The organism is Micromonospora sp. bgisy143 (genome assembly GCF_057708145.1).
Map to the genome: position 1 here is coordinate 21166 of NZ_JBYIRN010000003.1, position 20946 is coordinate 42111.

The window sequence follows — 20946 nt, forward strand, 5'->3', positions numbered from 1 at the left end:
GGCGGGGGGCCTCAGACCGGGTCGAGCCAGTCCTGGTCGCCCAGGCCGGAGATCTCCAGCACCCGGCGTACCTGCCGGGACGGCAGCACGGTCAGCGTGCCGGGGAACTGTTGGGCGAGCCGGACCACCGCGTGGATGGCCGCCGAGTCGAAGAAGGTCACCGACCGCAGGTCGAGGGTGAGCCGGCTGGCGGGCTCACGCAGTGCGGTCTGCACCATCGTGTCGGCCGTGGCCATGTCGACCTCGCCATTCACCACCACGTGGAGGTGCTCTCCGTCGATCTCCGCGCGGGCGGAGAAGACGGGTGACGTGCCCCCTTGATCCACGCAGACACGATGGCACAGCGGACCTGGCAGGGCAACAACCGGACCCGACCGGCCGTGGCACAGGTCACCGGCTCCGGCGGCGATAGGCTTGGCGCATGACCGTCCGTGCGCCGCTGACCCCAGGCACGCTCTCCCCGATGCGACCGGTGCCCGCTCACATTCCCCGCCCGGAGTACGTGGGTAAGAAGGCCCCGCAGCCGTGGCGCGGCTCGCACGTGCAGACGCCGGAGACCATCGAGAAGATGCGGATCGCCAGCCGGCTGGCCGCCCAGGCGACGCAGCTCGCCGGAGAGCACTGCAAGCCCGGCGTCACCACCGACGAGATCGACCGGGTGGTGCACGAGTTCCTCTGCGACCACGACGCGTACCCGTCCACGCTCGGCTACCGGGGCTACCCCAAGTCCTGCTGCACCAGCCTCAACGAGGTCATCTGCCACGGCATCCCGGACTCCACGGTGCTGACCGACGGCGACATCATCAACGTCGACGTGACCGCGTACATCGGCGGTGTGCACGGGGACACGGATGCCACCTTCTGCGTCGGCGAGGTCAGCGAGGAGGTCCGGCTCCTCGTCGAGCGCACCCACGAGGCGATGATGCGCGGCATCCGCGCGGTCGCCCCCGGTCGCCAGATCAACGTGGTGGGGCGGGTCATCGAGTCGTACGCCAAGCGGTTCGGCTACGGCGTGGTCCGCGACTTCACCGGCCACGGGATCGGCGAGACCTTCCACAGCGGTCTCTACGTGCCGCACTACGACAGCCCTCGGCCGACGGACGTCATGGAGCCGGGGATGACCTTCACCATCGAGCCGATGATCACCCTCGGCACCTACCAGTACGACATGTGGGACGACGGGTGGACCGTGGTCACCAAGGACCGCAGGTGGACCGCCCAGTTCGAGCACACCATCGTCGTCACCGACGACGGCCACGAGATCCTGACCCTGCCGTGAGCGCGAGGAACGCAGCGAAGCGGAGTCCCGCAGTCGCGAACGAAGGGCAGGCGCTGCCGTGACCGACACCCCCGCCGCGCTGCGCGAGGCGCACCACGCGGACGTCTCCGGCGGTTGGCTGCGTCCGGCCGTCTTCGGCGCGATGGACGGCCTGGTCACCAACATCGCCCTCATCGCCGGTGTCGGCGGCGGTGGCGTGTCGCCGCACAACATCGTGCTGACCGGCACCGCCGGCCTGGTGGCCGGCGCGATCTCGATGGGCCTGGGCGAGTACACCAGCGTGCGCTCGGCCAACGAGCAGGTCGCCGCCGAGGTCGCCAAGGAGCGGCGCGAGCTGGAACGGCACCCCGAGGCGGAGGCCCGCGAACTGGCCGACGCCTGGGTGGCCCGGGGCCTGCCCCGTGACCTCGCCATGCAGGTCGCCGAGGCGGTGCGGCGCAATCCGGAGGAGGCGCTGCGGGTGCACGTCCGCGAGGAGTTGGGCGTCGACCCCGACGACCAGCCGAGCCCGTGGGCGGCGGCGATCTCCTCGTTCGTCTTCTTCTCGCTGGGGGCGCTGATCCCCCTGCTGCCGTACCTGCTGGGGGCCACCGCGCTCTGGCTGGCGCTCGCTGTCGGCGGGCTCGGACTGTTCGTCGCCGGCGCGGTGGTGGCCCGGTTCACCAACCGACCCTGGTGGACCAGCGGTCTGCGTCAACTCGTGCTGGGCGCCGCGGCGGCCGGGGCCACCTACCTGATCGGCTCGCTGATCGGGGTGCAGGGCGGGCTGTGACGCCCGGTCAACCGCCGAGCAGATCGTCGATCGTGCCGTCGACCGGGCGGCCCCGCGCCGCCAACTCCTCGGCCTGTCGGGTCAGCACCGCGCCGACCTCGGTCATGTCCGCCCCGGCCAGACCCGTACGCCGCACCGCGTCACCCGGATCGCGGAAGTAGGTGCGGCCCAGCAGGCCGGTCACCGTCGCCGCGGCCAACCGCGCCTCACCGAGCATCAGCAGAGCCTGGTCGGTCTCGTACCACTCGGCCAGCCGGGCCGCCCGCGCGTGCGCGGCGCTGCCCCGGTACCAGGCCTGCCGCGCCGCCGTGCTGAACTCCGCCGGCCGAGCCCGGGCGAGTCGACCGAGGTGCTCGTCCCGTAACGTCCGCAGCCAGCCCGTCGGGTCGAACAACGACCGGGTGGTGACGTACCGGTCGGCCGTCAACGGCCACAACGGGGAGAGCAACCGGGCCTGCCCGAGATAGTCGTCGGCGCCGGCCACGGTCAGGTCGACCAGCACCCCGTCCACCCGCCGGGTCGCCGGCGGCGGCCCGCTCCCCGGCCGGTAGGTGACCACCAGCATCCCCACCTCGCCGTCCCCGCCACCGTCGTCGTCGCCGTGCGCCAGGGGACCGTGTACGGCGATCGCCAGCACCTCGGCCGGGAACCGCCGCTGGATCGCCTCGGCGACCCGTTCCGCCACCGACCACCGCCGGTCGCCACCGCCGAGATCGAGACCGGACCGCTCGCCGCTGGCGCTCACGGGTCACAAACCTCCCCTTTGGCGACTGGCGTCAGCCTAGCCAGCCGACGGTCGACCGGCCGGCCCGCCGCGCCCGGTCGGTACCAGCCGGAAGATGCGGATCTCGCGGCCGCCGGCCCGCTCCACGTAGGTGCGGTACGCCGGCCACTGGGCGACGAGCAGGTCCCACAGGCGCTCCCGCTCGGCCCCGGACGCCGGGTCGGCGCGCACCGGAAGCCGGCGACCCTTCACGTCCACCTCGGCGGCCGGGTCGGCGAGCAGGTTCATCGCCCAACCGGGCTGGTGGGTCTGCCCCCAGTTGGATCCGATCACCACGTACGCGTCGCCGTCCGGCACGTAGAGCAGCGGGTTGCTGCGCGGTTTGCCGGACCGGCGGCCGGTCGTGGTGATCACCAGGGACGGCAGCAGACCGAGCGCGACCACCCGTCCCCGGGTGAGCCGGCCGACGATCCGGTCGGCGGGTACCAGCAGGCGGGCGGCGGCGCCGAACCAGCGGTGGTGGCCGAGTCGACGGGTGAGGGTGGCGAGCGCTGACACGCCGATCAGTCTGCCGGTCGTCCCGCCCCGGCGGCACCCCCGGACGGTCCGTTTCGGGCGCGCGGTGGCGACCTCAGTCCAGGCGACGTTCGATCGGCAGCCGGGCCCGGGTGAACAGACCCGCGCCGAGCATCGCCACCACCGGCACCAGCACGAGGACGCCCAGCGCCGGCCACGGCACCAGGTACGGATACGGCTCGCGCGCCGGCCAGGCCGTGGCGTACTCCCGGTTGGCCGAGAACAGCACGAGCGCCGCGGTGCCGAGACCGGCCACGATGCCGAGCACCGAACCGAGACCCGCGATCACCCCGGCCTGACAGATCGCCAGCAGCCGGCGTACGGCGGGGGCCGCACCGACCGCCGCGAGCGTGGACAGTTCGGCGCGGCCCTCGGCGGCGGCGAGCGCCGTGGCGATCCCGGCCGCGCCCACCGTGATCACTCCGGCCGCCGCGGCGAGGAGCAGCAGCAGCGGCGAGTCGTCGCGGGGGGCGGAGCCCTGTTCCACCTGCAACGAGAAACCTCCGAAGGGCCGCAGGTCGGCGGTGAACCGGTCCAGACGGCGGTGGCTGGGTGGCGCCGCCGTGTCGATCACCCACCCGGTCGGCACCGGAGTCAGGGCGAGCTGTCGGGCCGCCGTCGCGGACAGCAGGAGACGAGGCTGGCCGATCGCCGACGCCAGCGCGTACCCGGGCAGGTCGCGTCGGGTGGTCCGCGGCTCGTCCTGCCCGACGCGATACTCGTCCACCTGTACGGTCACCAGGCCGTCGTGCAGGTAGCGCGGATCGGTGACCACCACGCCCCCGGCGCGCAGCACGGCGGTGGCGGCGGCGGTCGTCGCCGGATCGGCGCCGGTGAGGATCGGCAGCGCGCTGCCGTCGTCCACAAGGGTCTGCACGTAGCTGCCGAAGTACTCCGTGGGGCGCTCGCGGCAACGAGGGTCGGCCAGCGCCTGCCGACGCTGCGCCGCCGACAGGTCGTCCCCGGGCAGGAAGGGGCACACGCGGTCCGGCAGGGGTTCGGGTACCACCGAGCAATAGTCGCTCGACGGGCACGCCGCGATCTGCACCAGGGCGACGGCGTCGGCACCCAACTGCGCCCGTGCGGCGTCGCTGACCTGGGCCAACGTCGGCGCTGGTCGGTGCTCCCGGTCGTCCTGGAAGACCTGGACATGACCGGTGGGCAGGCTCGGCTGGTAGGACCGGGCGTCGCGGACGGCGTCACTGGCCAGGTACCCGCCGAGCGCGACGCTGCTGGCCACCGCCGCCATCACGGCGCAGATGGCCGGCGTCGCGGCGGCCCGGTTCCGGCTGGCGTCGCGCAACGCGATCCGGGGTGCCAGCGGCAGCACCCGGCCCAGTCGGGCGAGCGCGCCGATCAGGGTGGGCGTGCAACAGACCAGGCCCAGCTCACCGAGGATCAGGCCGGCCAGGATCACCGTCGGCGACGTCCGGGTGGCCCCGAACGCCGCGAGCGCCGCCCCGCCGATGACCAGCGCCAACCCGATGCTGAGGGCGCGGACCCGGGGCGGCGGCGGGGTCCGTCGACCGGCGAGCCCGGCCATGACGTCCTGCCGGGCCGCCGTCCAGGCCGGCGCCAGCGCGGCCAGCACCCCGGCCAGCACCGCCACCCCGCCGAGCACGACCAGGGCCAGCGGCCAGCAGCGGTACCCGCCGAAGCGGGCGCCGAACACGTACTGCTCCATGACGGGACGGCCGGCGAACGCCGCCCCGACACCGAGCAGCAGGCCGGCCGCCGCGCCCAACACACCGAGCACGACCCCGTCGGCGAGCACCACCCGACGCAGGTGGGCCGCATCCCCGCCGGCCACCGCGACCAGCGCCAGGTCCCGGCGTCGACGGCGTACCCCCACCGCGAACGCCGGCCCGACCAGCAGCACCACCTCCAGCAACCCCAGCCCGGCGATCAGCACCCCGGTGCTCAGCTCGGTGGGATCGGCGGGGCGGACGGAGCCGATGAAGCTCCGGGGCGACAGCGCCGCGGCCGGCAGGTGCCGACGTGTGACCACCACGCCGTGGTCGTTGAGCCGGGCGACCATGGCCGCGTCGACGCCGCCGGGCACGTCGACCAGCCACCGGCTGTCCGGCTGCGGGTCGGCCCGGCCGACCGCCGCCGGGTGCAGCGCCACCACCGGGCCGAGGTCGTCGGGGAACTCGACCACACCGACGACCGTGTACGTCCGGGTCCCGTCGGCGGTGGGCACCGCCTCACCCAGCCGTAGGTCGAGGCGGCGGAGCGCGGTCGGGCTGATCGCCACCTCCCCGGGCTGCCGCGGCGCCCGGCCGGAGCGGAACCGCACCAGACCACGGGCCAGCGGATCGGTGAGGTCGAGGACCCGCCCCTGCAGGGTCTCGTCACCGTGCGGGCCGCGCACCGTCACCGGGGTGTCGAGCCGTACCTCGGTGGCCCGGCTGCCGGGGCCCAGCAGCGCCACCACCTCGTCGGTGGTGGCCGGACGCCCGCCCGCCGACTGGCCCTCGTCACGGGGGTACCAGCTGTCCCCCCAGTCGTCCTGGACGACCGGGGTGTCCGCGAACCATCGCAGCTCCGCGTCGGCGACGCCGAGCCGACGGTCGAGTTGTTCCTGCGGCGTCAGCTCGGCCATGTCGTAGCTCACCGCCAGGAAGGCCAGCACCAGCACCGGAAGGGCGATCATCGCGAGCACCAGGGCGGTACGTCGCCGCGCCCGCCGTGACTCCCGGCGGGCGATCCGCAGCGCCGCCCGCCACGAGCCGGTCAGCTCGGCGAACCGTCGCCGGTGGACGGCGGCGGGCGGTGTCCGGGCTTCGACGTCGACCCGTCCGGGCGTCTTCGGCGACCGACGCAGCGTCAACGGTCGCTGCCGGAGAGCAGTTGCTCGACGCTGCCCAGCGGCGCGGTCGTGTCGACAAGCACGCCGTCGCGCAGGAACACGACCCGGTCGGCCCAGCCGGCATGCCGCGCCTCGTGGGTGACCAGGATGCCGGCGGCGCCCGCGTCGACCCGGCGGCGCAACAGGTGCAGCACCGCCTCGCCGGTCTGCGAGTCGAGCGCCCCGGTGGGTTCGTCGGCGAGCACCAGCCGTCGCTCGCCGACCAACGCACGGGCGATGGCCACCCGCTGCTGCTGGCCACCGGAGAGTTGGTCGGGGAAACGATCACCCAGCGCCGGCAGGCCCACCTCGGTCAGCGCCGCCAGAGCAGCCGCCCGGGCCCGTCGACCGCCGACGCCGTCGAGTTCCAGCGGGAGCGCCACGTTCTCCAGCGCGCTCAGGCTGCCCAGCAGGTTGAGGTGCTGGAAGATGTAGCCGATGCGGCGTCGGCGCAGCTGCGCCAGCCCACGGCGGTCCAACGCGCCGAGCGGCTGCCCCTGGACCCGGACGTCGCCCCGGGTCGGCCGGTCGAGCCCGCCGGCGAGGGCCAGCAGCGTCGACTTCCCGGAACCGGACGGACCCATCACGGCGACCAACTCGCCCGGCCGGACGACCAGGCTGACCCCGCGCAGCGCGTGCACCGCCGCCGCGCCGGTCCCGTGGGTGCGATGGACGGCGCGTAGCTCGAGCACCGCGTCGTCCGAGTCGCTCACCGTCGCGCCTCCTGGTCGGCCCACCGGGCCGCGTCGGACACCTCACCGGCGGTCGGCCGGGGCGGCTGTGGCGGCGGACCGCCGGGCTGGTGCCGGACCAGGCTGCTCTCGCAGTGGTCCAGCCAGCGCACCTCGGCCTCGGCCTGGAACACCATCGAGTCCAGGACCAGCCGCCACGGCAGGTCCTCCGGTCGGTCGCTGCCGTACTTCAACCGGGTCAACTCCTGCAGGGCGCGCATCGTCGCGCTGCGCTGGGCCTGCACCACCGAGCGGACGTCCACCCCGGGGGTGGTGAGCGCCAGGGCCAGCTTGATCGCCAGCTCGTCGCGGGGCCGGTCGGTACGGCTGATCGGGGTGGCGAACCAGAGCGCGAGGTCCGCCCGGCCGGCGTCGGTGATCTCGTACGGGCGCTGCCCGGCCTCGCTCTCCGGCAGCGGGCGCACCAGACCGTCCCGTTCCAGCCGGGCCAGCGTGGTGTAGACCTGCCCGATGTTCAGCGGCCAGGTCGAGCCGGTCGACTCCTCGAATGCGGCGCGCAGCTGGTAGCCGTACATCTGGCCGCGTTCGAGGAGGGCGAGCAGCCCGTGACGGATGGACATGGCAACGGAGTATGCATACCTGGTATGGGCTCCGCAACCGGGGCGGATCGGTTCAGGTCGGGCGGCCGGGAAATGCGACAGTCGGTGGGGTTACCCCGGCGACCTTGCGCCACCGGGTGGCCCGTACGGCGTACTCGACCAGAGCGGCCAGCGCCTGGTCCCGGTCGGTGCCGGTGGTGGACGCCAGCGCGGCCCGCCAGTGCGCCGCGGTGCGCTCCTCCACCTCGATGGCCAGCCGCAGGGCGCTCGCCCGGTTGGTGACCGGGAACGGCAGCGCGTAACCGGCCAGGCCCGCCGGCACGGTGCCCCCTTGAGTGCTCAACTGCACCACCACCGTGTCGCGTCGGCGTCGGTGCGCGGCCTCCGCCTGGTGGGCGGCATCGCGGGCCGCGCCGGTGAGCCGGACGCCGATCCGCCCGTACGCGTAGATGGCCGCGTACTCGGCGGTGAGCGCGGCGGCGAGGGCCTCCTCGGCGGTGGGCTGCTTCACTTCAGTGCCTCCTGGTGGGTGGCCCGCGCCGCGGCGATCGATCCGAGCAGCGCGGCCCGGGCGGCGGGCGCGGCGGCGCACGCGGCGGTGGCGGACTGCTGGGCGGCCTTCTCCCGTGCGCGTAGGGCGGCGAGCGCGCCCGCCGGCTCGGCGGCGGCGGTGGCGCTCGGATCGACGGCCGGCGCGGACGGCAGGGTGATGCCGACGACCCGGGCGAGTTCGGTGGCGTGCGCGGTGTGCGTCTCGGCGATGGGGTTGAGCCGCTCGGCCAGGTCCGGGTGGGCGGTGGCGCTGGCCCGGTACGCCGCGGCGAGGCTCAGTGACTCGTCCACCATCGACCGCAGCGGGTCCGGCGGGGGCGCCGGCTCGTCGTCACGGTCGAAAAGATCACAGCCGGTCAGCGGCGTCGTCGCGCCGCCGAGCGCTAGGAGGGCTCCGGCCCGCAGGAGCTTTCGCCGAGAATGTCCGAATACCTGGTCGCGCTGAGTCGTTCTGCCGATCCCCACCGGGCAAGTCAACACCATCGGGGCGCGTCCGGGGGTCACCGGCGTCGGTGCGCCGCCCGGTCCACCGCCCGGCAGTCGCGTTACGCTCTGCGCAGCCACCGGCGCGTCCGCTCCGGTGGCGTGCCGGCATGGCGGGACGACGTCCCTCATCGACCAGGGAAAGGTGCGTACATGACGCAGCGTGGCCGTGCCACCAGGTCGACGGGTCGACCCCGCGACGGCGCGGGCCCCCGCGGTCCGCGCGGCGGCGGTGATCTCGCGGCCCGGCGTACCCGGTTGCGGACCGTGATCGAGCCGGTGGTCAACGGCGTGGGGTACGACCTGGAGGACCTGTCGGTCTCCCGGGCCGGCCGCCGGCACGTGGTGCGGGTGATCGTGGACGCGGACGGCGGGATCGACCTGGACGCCGTCGCGGACGTCTCCCGGGCGGTTTCGAAGGCGCTCGACGCGGCCGAGGAGGCCGACGGCGACATCGTCGCCGGGGAGTACCAGCTCGAGGTCAGCTCGCCCGGTGTGGACCGGCCGCTCACCCTGCCCCGGCACTGGCGACGCAACGTGGGCCGACTGGTCAAGGTCACCGTCCGGGGCGCCGCGGCGCTGCCCGGTCAGCGCGGCGAGCAGCCCGCCGGGGACCGCCAGGTGACCGGCCGGGTGCTCGGGGCCGACGACGAGGGTGTCCGGCTGGAGACCGACGGCGGCCCGGCGCAGTGGGCGTACGCCCAGCTGGGCCCGGGCCGGGTGCAGGTCGAGTTCACCCGCCTCGCCGAGCTGGGCGAGCCGGACGAGTTCGACGACGCGGACGAGACCGACGAGTACGACGATGCAGACGACATCGACGACGATGATGATGTGGAGGACGAGGAGAGGTGAACATCGACCTCGCGGCGCTGCGCGCACTCGAGCGCGAGCGGGAGATCCCGTTCGACACGATCCTCGCGGCGATCGAGACCGCGTTGCTGACCGCCTACCGGCACACCGACGGCGCCGAGCCGCACGCCCGGGTGGAGATCGACCGCAAGTCCGGCGCGGCCCTGGTGTACGCGCAGGAGATGGACGCCGACGGCTCGCTGGTGCGGGAGTGGGACGACACCCCGCACGACTTCGGCCGGATCGCCGCCATGACCGCCAAGCAGGTGATCCTGCAGCGCCTGCGGGAGGCCACCGACGAGGTGCACTTCGGCGAGTACGTGGGCCGCGAGGGTGACCTGATCACCGGTGTGGTGCAGGCGCACGAGACGCGTATCGAGAAGGGCATCGTCAGCGTCGACCTGGGCAAGCTCGAGGGTGTCCTGCCGCAGTCCGAGCAGGTGCCCGGCGAGCGGTACGCGCACGGCGAGCGCATCCGGTGCGTGGTGGTGCACGTGGCCAAGGGCATGCGCGGGCCGCAGATCACCCTGTCCCGCTCGCACCCGGGGCTGGTCAAGAAGCTGTTCGCGCTGGAGGTGCCGGAGATCGCCGACGGCACCGTCGAGATCGGCGCGATCGCCCGTGAGGCAGGTCACCGTACGAAGATCGCCGTCCGCTCCACCACCCCGGGCGTGAACGCCAAGGGCGCCTGCATCGGCCCGATGGGTCAGCGGGTGCGGGCGGTGATGAGCGAGCTGCACGGCGAGAAGATCGACATCATCGACTGGTCGGACGACCCGGCCACCTTCGTCGGGAACGCGTTGTCGCCGGCCAAGGCGCTGCGGGTCGAGGTGGTGGACCTGGCCGGTCGGGCCGCCCGGGTGACCGTCCCCGATTTCCAGCTCTCGCTCGCCATCGGCCGCGAGGGGCAGAATGCCCGCCTTGCCGCCCGGTTGACCGGTTGGCGGATCGACATCCGGTCCGACGCGGAGCAGACCGCCCCGGCGGCGCGGGGGGCAGCGGATTACGTGCCGGAGCCGGGCGGCGCGATCTCGGGCAGCTAGGGGTAGACTTCTTCCAGTGGTACGACGCGCGCAGCCGGAGCGCACCTGTGTGGGCTGCCGGAAACGTGCGCCGGCCAGCGAATTGCTGCGGGTCGTCGCGATTGGGGACGAGGCTGGTCACAGCCTCCGGCCTGATCCGCGCCGCAGGCTGCCGGGTCGGGGAGCGAACATGCACCCGGATCCGGCCTGCTTCGCGCTGGCGGTGCGGCGCCGCGCCTTCGGGCGAGCGCTGCGCATCACCGAGGTCCTCGACCACGGTGTGCTGGCAGAGCACGTCGATGCGCCAACCACTACGTCCGGTCAGCCCGACCGGGCGAGGGTCGCTAGCAGGGTAGGACGACCGACATGAGCACACGATGAAGTCCCTGAAATGACCAGGCTTCAAGTGCACGAGTGAGGTCGCTGCGGGTGCTGCCCGCACGACCTCGGAGTGAGGAGTGCAGTGGCAGGCAAGGCCCGCGTACACGAGCTTGCAAAAGAGCTCGGGGTCGAGAGTAAGACCGTTCTCGCCAAGCTCAAGGAGATGGGCGAGTTCGTCAAGTCCGCGTCCAGCACGGTCGAGGCGCCCGTCGCCCGACGGCTGAGGAACGCATTCGTCGCGTCCGCCGGTGCTCCGGCGCCGGCCGCCCCGTCGGCGCCCGCGCCGACGCCGGCTTCGACGCCGACCCCGACGCCGTCCCCGACCCCGGGCGCGCCCCGGGTCTCGGCCAAGCCGATGCCGCCTCGGCGGCCGGCCGCGCCGGTGCCCGGTCCGAAGCCCAAGGGTCCGGTGCCCGGTGCGCCGCAGTCGGCGGCCCCGGTCGCCAAGCCGGCGAGTGCGCACGACATCGAGGTGGCGGCCGCGGAGGCGCGTGCCGCCGCGCTGAAGGCTGAGCAGGAGGCCGCGGTCAAGGCCGCGCAGGCCGCCCGCCAGCAGCAGCGGGAGAACCCCGTCCGCCGGGAGCCCCCGGCCGACGGCAACCGGCCCGGTCCTCGGCCGGGTCCCGCGGCGATGCCGCCCCGTCCCGGTTCGCCGGCCGCTCGACCGAGCGCGCCGACCCCGGGTCCGGGTGCCCGGCCGGGCGGTCGCCCGCCGGCGCGCGGCGCCGGCAACAACCCGTTCGGTATCCAGGGCGGTCAGCAGCAGCAGCGGCCCCCGGCCGCCGGCGCGGGTGGCCCCCGGCCGAACAGCCCGGCGGGCATGCCGCCGCGGCCGAGCCCGAACTCCATGCCGCCGCGGCCGAGCCCGGCGTCCATGCCGAGTCAGCGTCCGGCCGCCGGTCGTCCCGGCCCCGGTGGCGCGGGTCGCCCCGGTGGCGGCGCGGGTCGTCCCGGTGGCGGTGGCGGTGGCTTCCGTGGCGGTCCCGGTGGTGGCGGCGGCGGTTACCGCGGCGGCCCCGGTGGCGGCGGCGGTGCCGGTGGTGGCGGTGGCTACCGTGGCGGTCCCGGCGGCGGTGGCGGTGCTCCCGGTGGCGGTTTCCGTCCGGGTGGTCCGGCCGGCGGCGGCGGTCGTCCGGGTGCGGGCGGTCGTGGTCGTGGCGGCGGCGCCGCGGGTGCCTTCGGGCGTCCGGGTGGTCGGCCGACGCGTGGCCGCAAGTCCAAGAAGCAGCGCAGACAGGAGTTCGACAACCTGTCGGCTCCGACCATGAGCTCGGGTGCGCCCCGGGGTCAGGGTCAGGTCGTCCGGCTCTCCCGTGGCGCCTCGCTGTCGGACTTCGCCGACAAGATCAACGCCAACCCGGGTTCGCTGGTCCAGGAGATGTTCAACCTGGGCGAGATGGTCACCGCGACCCAGTCCTGCTCCGACGACACCCTGCAGCTGCTGGGTGAGCACCTCGGCTTCGAGGTGCAGATCGTCAGCCCGGAGGACGAGGACCGCGAGCTGCTCGCGCAGTTCAACATCGACCTCGACGCCGAGGTGGCCGAGGAGCGCCTGGTCAGCCGTGCGCCGGTGGTGACCGTCATGGGTCACGTCGACCACGGTAAGACCAAGCTGCTCGACGCCATCCGTAAGGCGAACGTGGTGGCCGGTGAGGCGGGTGGCATCACCCAGCACATCGGCGCGTACCAGGTGCACGTCCCGCACGAGGGCGAGGACCGCGCGGTCACCTTCATCGACACCCCGGGTCACGAGGCGTTCACCGCCATGCGTGCCCGTGGTGCCCAGGTGACGGACATCGTGATCCTCGTGGTCGCGGCCGACGACGGCGTCATGCCGCAGACCATCGAGGCGTTGAACCACGCCAAGGCGGCCGACGTGCCGATCGTGGTCGCGGTCAACAAGGTCGACAAGCCGGAGGCCAACCCGGACAAGGTCCGCCAGCAGCTGACCGAGTACGGCCTGGTCGCCGAGGAGTACGGCGGCGACACCATGTTCGTCAACGTGGCCGCGAAGCCGGGCATCGGTATCGAGGAACTGCTCGAGGCCGTCCTGCTCACCGCCGACGCGTCGCTGGAGCTGACCGCTCCGATCGACGGGCCGGCGCAGGGTGTGGCCATCGAGGCGCACCTGGACAAGGGTCGCGGTGCGGTGGCCACGGTGCTGGTGCAGAAGGGCACCCTGCGGGCGGGCGACTCGATCGTCGCCGGTGGGGCCCACGGCCGGGTCCGGGCCATGCTCGACGAGAACGGCAACCAGGTCTCCGAGGCCGGGCCCGCGCGTCCGGTCATGGTCCTGGGTCTGACCGCGCCGCCCGGCGCGGGTGACACGTTCCTCGCCGCGGCGGACGACCGCACGGTGCGGCAGATCGCCGAGCAGCGCCAGGCACGGCGGCGGGCGGCGGCATTCGCCAACTCCCGTGGTCGGGCCACCCTCGAGACGCTCATGGAGCAGCTCAAGGAGGGCGAGAAGACGTCGCTCAACCTCATCCTCAAGGGCGATGTCTCCGGTTCGGTGGAGGCCCTGGAGGACGCGCTGTTCAACCTCGACATTCCCGAGGAGGTCCAGCTCAAGGTCCTCGACCGGGGCGTCGGCGCGATCACCGAGAGCAACGTCATGCTCGCGAGCGCGTCGTCCGAGCCGGTCACGATCATCGGCTTCAACGTGCGGGCCTCGAACAAGGTCCGCGAGATGGCCGACCGCGAGGGCGTGGAGATCCGGTACTACACCGTCATCTACCAGGCCATCGAGGAGATCGAGGCAGCGCTCAAGGGCCTGCTCAAGCCGGAGTACGAGGAGGCCGAGCTGGGCACCGCGGAGATCCGCGACGTGTTCCGCTCGTCCAAGATCGGCAACATCTCCGGTTGCATCGTCCGGTCGGGCATCATCCGACGCAACGCGAAGGCTCGGCTGCTTCGGGACGGGACGGTCGTGGCGGACAATCTCACGATCACCTCGCTCAAGCGGTTCAAGGACGACGCCACCGAGGTCCGCGAGGGCTTCGAGTGTGGTCTGACCCTGGGTGGTTACAACAACGTCCAGGTCGGCGACGTCATCGAGACCTTCGAGATGCGGGAGAAGGTTCGCGCCTGATCCGGCAGTGACACGCTGATCAAGGGGTTTACGCCGGCCGGCGTAAACCCCTTGATCATGCGGGGTCGGTTGGCGGTATCGTCCGGGTCGATGTTTACCGGAACCGCGGTCTTCGACCTGCTGCTGCCGGGTGACTCCCGGTCGCTCAAAGCCAAGAGATCATATGTACGGCCGATCGTGGCGGCGCTGCGCCGTTTCGAGGTTTCGGCCGCCGAGGTGGGTGCGCTCGACCTGCACGGTCGGGCGGAGATAGCGGTGGCCGTGGTCGCCGCCGAGGCGGCGCATGTCCGCGAGGTGCTCGACTCCTGTGAGCACCTGGTGGCCGCCCGTCCCGAGGTCGAACTGCTGTCGGTGCGACGCCGGTTGTACGGCGTGGACGACGACTGACCCACGGGGCCGGCGGTGCCCGGCGACCGGCGCCGCCGCGAAGGTAGTGTTCGAGATGTTGGCCGGTCGGCCGGCGGCCTCCGGGCCCGCCGGGCCGGCCGGGAGCGGGACGCCGTGGAGGTGGCGAGATGTCTGATCCGGCCAAGGTACGCCGGCACGCGGAACGAGTGCGTGAGCTGGTTGCTTCGGTGGTGCGGAGCCAGATCAAGGACCCGCGCCTGGGCATGATCACCATCACCGACGCGCGGATCACCGCTGACCTGCGCGACGCGACGGTCTTCTACACGGTGCTGGGTGACGCGGTGGCCCAGGCGGACACCGCGGCGGCTCTGGAGAGCGCCAAGGGGCTGCTGCGCAGCACGGTCGGTAAGGCGCTCGGGCTGCGGCACTCGCCGACGCTGACGTTCGTGCTGGACGACGTGCAGGACCAGGTCAAGCACATCGACGACCTGCTCGCCGCCGCCCGCAACGCCGACGCGGAGGTGCAGCGGCTCGCCGCCCGGGCCGAGTACGCGGGCGACGCGCAGCCGTACCGGGTCGACGAGGAGGCCGACGAGGCCGACGACGACACCGAGGACGCCGACGTCACGGAGAACCCCCGGGGTGGGGCGGCGCGGTGACGGGCGCCGCCGGTGCCCAACTCGCCGCGACGGTCGACGTCGGCCCGTCCGAGGCGGACTGGGCGGCGGCCGAGGGGCTGATCCGTGCCCTCCCGTCGACCGGCCGGGTGTTGCTGATCTGCCACGTCAACCCGGACGGTGACGCGCTGGGCAGCATGCTCGGCTTCGGTCTGGGCCTGCGCCAGCTCGGCGTACACCGGTTGCAGGCGACCTTTCCCGGGCCACCGGAGGTGCCCGAGCCGTTCCGGGGCCTGCCCGGGATGGAGCTTCTGGTCCCGGCGAGCGACGCCGACCCGGCGCCGGACCTGGTGATCTGCTTCGACGCGGCCAGCGAGTCGCGGCTCGGCGAGCTGGCGGACCGGTTGTCGACGGCCGGCGCCGCGCTGGTGCTCGACCACCACGCCTCGAACCCGGGCTTCGGCAAGGTCAACCTGGTCGACCCGGGGGCCGCCGCCACGTCGGTGGTCGCCGATCGGCTGTTGACCCGGCTGGGCGTGACGGTGGACCGGGCCATCGCCGAGTGCCTGTACGTGGCCCTCACCACGGACACCGGCTCGTTCCGCTTCGAGGCGACCACCCCGGCCGTACACCAGTTGGCCGCCCGGCTGCTGGCCACCGGCATCTCGCCCGGTGACATCTCCCGGCGCGTCTTCGACACCCGACCCTTCGGCGCGGTCCGACTCTTCGGAGAGGTGCTCGGCCGGGCCCGGCTGGAGCCGGCCGCCGCCGACGGTCGAGGGCTGGTGTGGACCTTCGCGACCCTCGACGACCTGGCCCGCCACGACCAGCGGCCGTACGTGCTGGAGGCGCTCATCGACTCGGTGCGGTGCACCGCCGAGGCGGACGTGAGCTGCGTGTTGAAGCAGACCGCGCCCGCCGAGTGGGCCGTGTCGATGCGGAGCAAGGGCGCGGTGAACGTCAGCCGGGTGGCGGTCGCGCTGGGCGGGGGTGGCCACACGTTCGCGGCCGGGTTCACCGGGCGGGGCAGTGTCGAGCAGGTGGTCGAGGCGATCCGCGGCGAGCTGGCCGGGGCGCTGATTCCTGCCGTCGGCTGACCTGTCGCGGCCCGTCCGCCGCACCGGCGTGGGTGGTCGGGGCGGCAAGTTCAGGGTCAGCTCCGGGGAGTGTTGGCCTTCCCGCGCTGCGTGAGACCGGGAAGAATTGCGGGATGGAGCAGCCGCACGACCTCACCGTGGAGGCCCCCCGAGCCTGGGACCGGCCCGCCGTCTCCGTTCCGGTCCTGCTCTGCCTGTCCCTTGTCGGGGGCCGGTTCGCGTCGTTCTCCACCGAGGCGAATCTCTACACGCTCGGCACCGGCGGGGTGTTGATCTGGCTCGGTCTGAGCAACCGGGTGCCCCGACGTCCGGCACCGCCCCGGCTGGGCGCGGGGGCGGCCTGGTGGGCGCTGCCGGTGGTGATCTTCGGTGTCTTCGAGGGCGCGACCTTCGTGCTCGCGGTGGGCGACGACTTTCCCACCTTCTCCCGGCTCGCCGACCCCCTGCTGGAAGATCATTTGACCCGATCGGTGGCGTGGTTCGCCTGGTTGGCCGCGTTCTGGGGGCTGGTGCGGCGATGATGCGTGCGCTCGCGATCGGCGGCTTCGTGACCGCGCTCGTCCTCTTCGCCGGCATCGAGGTGCTGGCCCGCCGGGAGGGCTCCCGGATCCCCACGATGAGCGACATGTGCGCGTACGTGATGCGCTACGAGGTGGGGTCGGTGCCGGTGGGCAGGATCGGTCTGTTCGGCTTCTGGTGGTGGCTGGGGTGGCACTTTCTGGCCCGCTGAAGCGGGTTGCCGGCTGTCCAAATGGCGGGAACCGTGGGCAGCATATGGACCTGAACGATAACTTGGGAAGCGGCCGGCACCGGGTTGTGGTGCAGGTCGTGGGTGGCGGTGCCACACCTCGCGCTGCCTCCCTCCAGGGTCGGATCGACCCGGGCTCTCGCTGCCCAGTCGGCTGCTCCGGTAACCCCGGACCGCCGTGGGGGGCGCAGCACGACCGCCCGTGAGGGCCGCCGCGCGCCGGTGGCTCGCACCCTGGAAGGAGCGCCACCATGGCGAACAAGCCCAAGCCCGAGACCACCGACGACGCCCGCGAGCAGGCCCGCCGCGCGCTGCAGACGTCGATGGACACCCGCCAGTAACCCCTCCACCCGTTCTGCCGATCTTGCACTTGCTGCGGCGACAAGCCCGGCCCAAAGCCGCATTTCGCCAGCACAAAGTGCAAGATCGACGAGGTGGGGCGCCGATGCTGGTTCGGCGCGAGCGGTAAGCCTCTGGCGCGCTTGCGATCCTTACCGCGCTCGTGTCACGATCGGCGGCGATGAGCCAGACCGCCACCGTCGACCGATCCGCCTCCCCACGCCGGATCGCCGGCCTCGCCCTGCCGGCGCTCGTGGTGCTCGCCGCCGAGCCGCTCTACGTGCTCGTCGACACGGCAGTGGTCGGGCACCTCGGTCGGGTGCCCCTCGCCGCGCTCGCCGTCGGCGGCACGGTGATGACGCTCACCGCCTGGCTCGGGACGGTCGTCGCGTACGGCACCACGGGGCGCTCGGCCCGTCGCTTCGGCGCCGGCGACCGGGCGGCGGCGGTGGCCGAGGGAGTGCACTCGTCGTGGCTGGCGCTCGGCGTCGGACTGCTGGTCGCGATCGGCATGCAGATCGGCGGGGGCGCGTTGGCGCGTACCCTCGCCGGAACTGGCGGCGACGTGGCCGACGCCGCCGCTTCGTGGCTGCGCGTCGCGGCGCTCGGCGCTCCCGGCCTGCTGCTCGCCGCGGCCGGCAACGGCTGGCTGCGCGGCGTGCAGGACACCCGCCGTCCGCTGTACTTCGTGCTCGGCCCCAACCTGGTCTCCGCGCTGCTCTGCCCGCTGCTGGTCTATCCCGTCGGCCTGGGCCTGACCGGCTCGGCGGTCGCCAACGCGGTCGCGCAGACCCTCTCCGGCGTGCTCTTCGCCGGGGCCCTGGTCGCCGAGCGGGTGTCGCTGCGGCCCCGGCCGCGCCTGATCCGCGACCAGCTGGTGCTCAGCCGGGACCTGTTGATCCGGGGCCTGGCGTTCCAGGCCAGCTTCCTCTCCGCGACGGCGGTCGCCGCCCGGTTCGGCGCCGCCGCCGTCGGCGCCCACCAGATCGCCCTGCAACTGTGGTTCTTCACGGCGCTGGTGCTCGACGCCCTCGCCATCGCCGCGCAGTCCCTGGTCGGCGCGGCCCTCGGGGCCGGCGACGCGGCGGGCGCCCGGGCGCTGGCCCGCCGGATCGGGCTGCTCGGCGGCCTCTGCGGCGTCGCCTTCGCCCTGGTCATCGCCGCCGGCGCGGGCGTCGTACCGTCCTGGTTCAGCTCCGACGGGCAGGTCCGTGAGCAGGCCGCGATCGCCTGGCCATGGTTCGTCGCCATGCTGCCCCTGGCCGGTGTGGTGTTCGCCCTCGACGGCGTGTTGATCGGCGCCGGTGACGTCCGTTACCTGCGCAACCTCACCATCGTGGCGGCGCTCGGCGGCTTCCTGCCGGCCATCTGGTCGGCGTACGCGCTCAACCTGGGACTCGGTGGCATCTGGGCGGGCCTGACCCTGCTCGTGGTGATCCGACTGGTCGGCCTGCTGCTGCGGATGCGCTCCGGCGGCTGGGCGGTGGTCGGGGCCGTCCGCTGACCGGTGCCCGCGTCTGGCAGGCTTGGGCGACGTGAGCACCGATGGTCTGATCGTGGTCGACAAGCCCGGCGGCATGACGTCGCACGACGTGGTGGCGCGGATCCGCCGGCTGGCGAAGACCCGCCGCGTCGGGCACGGCGGCACCCTCGACCCGATGGCCACCGGCGTGCTGGTGATCGGCGTCGGCCGGGCCACCCGGCTGCTGACCTACGTGATCGGCGCGGGCAAGAGCTACACCGGCACCATCCGGCTCGGTCAGGCCACCGTCACCGACGACGCCGAGGGCGACGTCATCGCCACCACTCCGGCCGGTGACGTCAGCGACGAGGCGGTCCGCGCCGCGCTGACCGCGCTGACCGGCGAGGTCGACCAGGTGCCGAGCGCGGTCAGCGCCATCAAGATCGACGGGCAGCGGGCGTACAAGCGGGTACGCGACGGCGAGAGCGTCGACCTGCCCGCGCGCCGGGTCACCATCTCCCGGCTGGAGGTGCTGGCCATCCGCCGGGACGAGCCGGACGTGGTGGACGTGGACATCGACGTGACCTGCTCCTCGGGCACGTACATCCGGGCCATCGCGCGGGACGCCGGCCTGGCCCTACGCGTCGGTGGGCACCTCACCGCGCTGCGCCGAACCGCGGTGGGTGGCTTCGCCCTCGCCGAGGCGGCCACCCTCGACCAGCTCGAGGAGCGCGCCCCGGAGGTGGTGAACCTGCCACTGGACACGGCGGCCGATCGGTTCTTCCCCCGCCGAAACGCGACCCCCGACGAGGCGAAGGTGCTCGGCCACGGCGGGTCGCTGGACCCGGCCGGCATCGCCGGGCCGTACGCCGTCTTCGGCCCCACCGGGGGGCTGATCGCTATCGTCAGCGAGCGGGACGGCCGGGCCCGCGCGGAGATCGTGCTCGCCCCGGCCTGACGGCGGGACGCAGGTCCGCCGGCACCCGGCCGGCGCAGTCGACCCGCCGACGGCGGGACAGCAGGGGAGGTTTGGCATGCAGCGGTGGCGGGGGTACGACGCGGCGCCCGGCGGATGGGGGCGCTCGGTCGTCACCATCGGCGTCTTCGACGGCGTGCACAAGGGGCACCAGGCGACCATCGGGCACGCCGTGGCCCGCGCCCGGGAGTTGGGCGTGCAGTCGGTGGTGGTCACGTTCGACCCGCACCCGGCCGAGGTGGTGCGCCCCGGCTCACACCCCGCGATCCTCACCGAGCCGGGCCGCAAGGCCGAGTTGATCGAGGCCCTCGGCGTGGACGTGCTCTGCGTGGTGCCGTTCACCCCCGAGTTCTCCCGGCTGCCACCCGAGCAGTTCGCGCACGACATCCTGGTCGAGCACCTGCACGCGTCGCTGGTGGTGGTCGGCGACAACTTCCGCTTCGGGCACCGCGCCGCCGGCGACGTGGCGCTGCTGGAGCGGCTGGGTCAGACCTTCGGCTTCGGGGTGGAGGGCAGCCCGCTGATCGCCGCGGACGGCACGGTCTTCTCCTCCACGTACATCCGCTCCTGCGTCGACGCGGGCGACGTGGGCACCGCGGCGGCAGCGCTGGGTCGCGCGCACCGGGTGGAGGGTGTGGTGGTCCGTGGTGACCAGCGCGGCCGGGTGCTCGGCTTCCCCACCGCGAACCTGCTCTGCCACCGGTACGCGGCGGTACCCGCCGACGGCGTGTACGCGGCCCGGATGATCCGCCGGGGCCAGCCCGAGCCGCTGATGGCCGCGGTCTCGGTCGGCACCAATCCCACCTTCTCCGGCCGGGAGCGGCGGGTCGAGGCGTACGCGCTGGACTTCTCCGGTGATCTCTACGGCGAGCGGCTGGCCCTGGACTTCGTGACGCACCTGCGCGGGCAGGTCCGGTACGACTCGATCGAGCCGCTGATCGCCCAGATCGAAGAGGACGTGGAGCGCACCCGGCGCGCGCTGAGCTGATCATTCACCGGGCCGCGCGGGCCCTTGGCCGGGTGTTACCGGTGGGTGCTGGTAGTCTTGCGGGAACGTCGGGTGACCGGCGTGGGGCCTCGCGTGCCTGCTCGACGCCGCGGGTGCGAGGAACCGGTCCGTTCCGGTCCCGATCGGGACGACGGACACCCACTTGATCAACCCACTGAAACAGGGAGAACATGGCGCTCGACCAGGAAGCCAAGGCCAGCATCCGCGCGGAGTACGCGACCGCCGAGGGCGACACCGGTTCGCCGGAGGTGCAGGTCGCGGTCCTCACCAAGCGGATCGCCGAGCTGACCGAGCACCTGAAGGTGCACAAGCACGACCACCACAGCCGCCGTGGGCTGCTGCTGCTGGTCGGCCGTCGCCGTCGGCTGCTCAACTACGTCCAGAAGAAGGACATTGCCCGCTACCGGACGCTCATCGAGCGGCTCGGTCTGCGCCGGTGACGTGACGGGGGAGTGGCCGTTCGGTCGCTCCCCCGTACC

Annotated in this window: 23 protein-coding genes; 15 read left to right on the plus strand and 8 right to left on the minus strand. The window is 73.4% G+C overall.

The window, feature by feature from the left end:
* Positions 1–11 precede the first annotated feature (11 nt).
* The gene (locus tag AC3EN4_RS05800) at positions 12–326 is read right to left on the minus strand and encodes an STAS domain-containing protein (RefSeq protein WP_435204878.1); all 315 of its coding nucleotides are present in this window, start codon (positions 324–326) and stop codon (positions 12–14) included.
* 95 nt (positions 327–421) lie between these two features.
* On the opposite strand from AC3EN4_RS05800, the gene map reads away from it, so the two are divergent.
* Together map and AC3EN4_RS05810 are read left to right on the plus strand one after the other, a co-directional pair.
* Entirely contained in the window at positions 422–1279 is an 858-nt protein-coding gene (gene map / locus AC3EN4_RS05805; protein ID WP_422738830.1) for a type I methionyl aminopeptidase, read from the plus strand.
* A gap of 58 nt (positions 1280–1337) precedes the next feature.
* Positions 1338–2051 (plus strand): VIT1/CCC1 transporter family protein, encoded by a 714-nt coding sequence (locus AC3EN4_RS05810; protein WP_435204879.1) that lies wholly within the window; start codon positions 1338–1340, stop codon positions 2049–2051.
* Positions 2052–2058: 7 nt separating this feature from the next.
* Here the strand turns inward: AC3EN4_RS05810 and AC3EN4_RS05815 are convergent, their stop codons facing one another.
* The 7 genes from AC3EN4_RS05815 to AC3EN4_RS05845 all read right to left on the minus strand — a co-directional run bounded on the left by AC3EN4_RS05815 (position 2059) and on the right by AC3EN4_RS05845 (position 8528).
* Positions 2059–2796: a nucleotidyltransferase domain-containing protein gene (locus AC3EN4_RS05815; protein ID WP_435204880.1), complete on the minus strand. Its 738-nt coding sequence runs from the start codon at positions 2794–2796 to the stop codon at positions 2059–2061.
* A 36-nt stretch (positions 2797–2832) separates the two neighbouring features.
* Positions 2833–3333 (minus strand): nitroreductase/quinone reductase family protein, encoded by a 501-nt coding sequence (locus AC3EN4_RS05820; RefSeq protein WP_435204881.1) that lies wholly within the window; start codon positions 3331–3333, stop codon positions 2833–2835.
* 73 nt (positions 3334–3406) lie between these two features.
* Entirely contained in the window at positions 3407–6184 is a 2778-nt protein-coding gene (locus tag AC3EN4_RS05825; protein WP_435204883.1) for an FtsX-like permease family protein, read from the minus strand.
* Positions 6181–6915 carry an ABC transporter ATP-binding protein gene (locus tag AC3EN4_RS05830; protein ID WP_435204884.1) on the minus strand — a complete coding sequence of 245 codons (735 nt, stop codon included), beginning with the start codon at positions 6913–6915 and terminating at the stop codon, positions 6181–6183. Before AC3EN4_RS05830 ends, AC3EN4_RS05825 begins: the two co-directional genes overlap by 4 nt.
* Positions 6912–7514, minus strand: a complete 603-nt coding sequence (locus AC3EN4_RS05835) for a PadR family transcriptional regulator (protein ID WP_435204885.1) — start codon at positions 7512–7514, stop codon at positions 6912–6914. Before AC3EN4_RS05835 ends, AC3EN4_RS05830 begins: the two co-directional genes overlap by 4 nt.
* 52 nt (positions 7515–7566) lie before the next feature.
* Complete coding sequence (locus tag AC3EN4_RS05840) at positions 7567–8004, minus strand: ferritin-like domain-containing protein (RefSeq protein ID WP_435204886.1); 438 nt, start codon at positions 8002–8004, stop codon at positions 7567–7569.
* A complete protein-coding gene (locus AC3EN4_RS05845) occupies positions 8001–8528 on the minus strand; it encodes a hypothetical protein (protein WP_435204887.1) in 528 nt (175 codons plus the stop codon). The genes AC3EN4_RS05840 and AC3EN4_RS05845 overlap by 4 nt, the downstream gene beginning before the upstream one ends.
* A gap of 153 nt (positions 8529–8681) precedes the next feature.
* Between AC3EN4_RS05845 and rimP the strand changes: the two genes are divergently transcribed.
* The 13 genes from rimP to rpsO all read left to right on the plus strand — a co-directional run bounded on the left by rimP (position 8682) and on the right by rpsO (position 20907).
* Positions 8682–9380, plus strand: coding sequence for a ribosome maturation factor RimP (gene rimP, locus AC3EN4_RS05850; RefSeq protein ID WP_435204888.1), 699 nt, complete (start codon positions 8682–8684; stop codon positions 9378–9380).
* Positions 9377–10420 (plus strand): transcription termination factor NusA, encoded by a 1044-nt coding sequence (nusA, locus tag AC3EN4_RS05855; protein WP_435204889.1) that lies wholly within the window; start codon positions 9377–9379, stop codon positions 10418–10420. The genes rimP and nusA overlap by 4 nt, the downstream gene beginning before the upstream one ends.
* Positions 10421–10436: 16 nt before the next feature.
* Entirely contained in the window at positions 10437–10769 is a 333-nt protein-coding gene (locus tag AC3EN4_RS05860; RefSeq protein WP_234584282.1) for a YlxR family protein, read from the plus strand.
* A 93-nt stretch (positions 10770–10862) separates the two neighbouring features.
* A complete protein-coding gene (gene infB / locus AC3EN4_RS05865) occupies positions 10863–13871 on the plus strand; it encodes a translation initiation factor IF-2 (RefSeq protein ID WP_435204890.1) in 3009 nt (1002 codons plus the stop codon).
* Between the two features lie 90 nt (positions 13872–13961).
* Positions 13962–14258 (plus strand): DUF503 domain-containing protein, encoded by a 297-nt coding sequence (locus AC3EN4_RS05870; RefSeq protein ID WP_039905658.1) that lies wholly within the window; start codon positions 13962–13964, stop codon positions 14256–14258.
* A 128-nt stretch (positions 14259–14386) separates the two neighbouring features.
* On the plus strand, positions 14387–14878 hold the full coding sequence (gene rbfA / locus AC3EN4_RS05875; protein ID WP_435204891.1) for a 30S ribosome-binding factor RbfA: 492 nt from the start codon (positions 14387–14389) through the stop codon (positions 14876–14878).
* Positions 14875–15933, plus strand: a complete 1059-nt coding sequence (locus AC3EN4_RS05880) for a DHH family phosphoesterase (RefSeq protein ID WP_435204892.1) — start codon at positions 14875–14877, stop codon at positions 15931–15933. The genes rbfA and AC3EN4_RS05880 overlap by 4 nt, the downstream gene beginning before the upstream one ends.
* Positions 15934–16046: 113 nt before the next feature.
* The gene (locus tag AC3EN4_RS05885; RefSeq protein ID WP_355051646.1) at positions 16047–16454 is read left to right on the plus strand and encodes a hypothetical protein; all 408 of its coding nucleotides are present in this window, start codon (positions 16047–16049) and stop codon (positions 16452–16454) included.
* A complete protein-coding gene (locus AC3EN4_RS05890; protein WP_422740609.1) occupies positions 16454–16663 on the plus strand; it encodes a DUF6186 family protein in 210 nt (69 codons plus the stop codon). Before AC3EN4_RS05885 ends, AC3EN4_RS05890 begins: the two co-directional genes overlap by 1 nt.
* A gap of 538 nt (positions 16664–17201) precedes the next feature.
* Positions 17202–18524 (plus strand): MATE family efflux transporter, encoded by a 1323-nt coding sequence (locus AC3EN4_RS05895; RefSeq protein ID WP_435204893.1) that lies wholly within the window; start codon positions 17202–17204, stop codon positions 18522–18524.
* Positions 18525–18555: 31 nt separating this feature from the next.
* Positions 18556–19440: a tRNA pseudouridine(55) synthase TruB gene (gene truB, locus AC3EN4_RS05900; protein ID WP_435204894.1), complete on the plus strand. Its 885-nt coding sequence runs from the start codon at positions 18556–18558 to the stop codon at positions 19438–19440.
* 76 nt (positions 19441–19516) lie between these two features.
* Positions 19517–20446: a bifunctional riboflavin kinase/FAD synthetase gene (locus tag AC3EN4_RS05905; RefSeq protein ID WP_422738847.1), complete on the plus strand. Its 930-nt coding sequence runs from the start codon at positions 19517–19519 to the stop codon at positions 20444–20446.
* A 191-nt stretch (positions 20447–20637) separates the two neighbouring features.
* Complete coding sequence (gene rpsO, locus AC3EN4_RS05910) at positions 20638–20907, plus strand: 30S ribosomal protein S15 (RefSeq protein ID WP_007456699.1); 270 nt, start codon at positions 20638–20640, stop codon at positions 20905–20907.
* Positions 20908–20946: the final 39 nt, after the last annotated feature.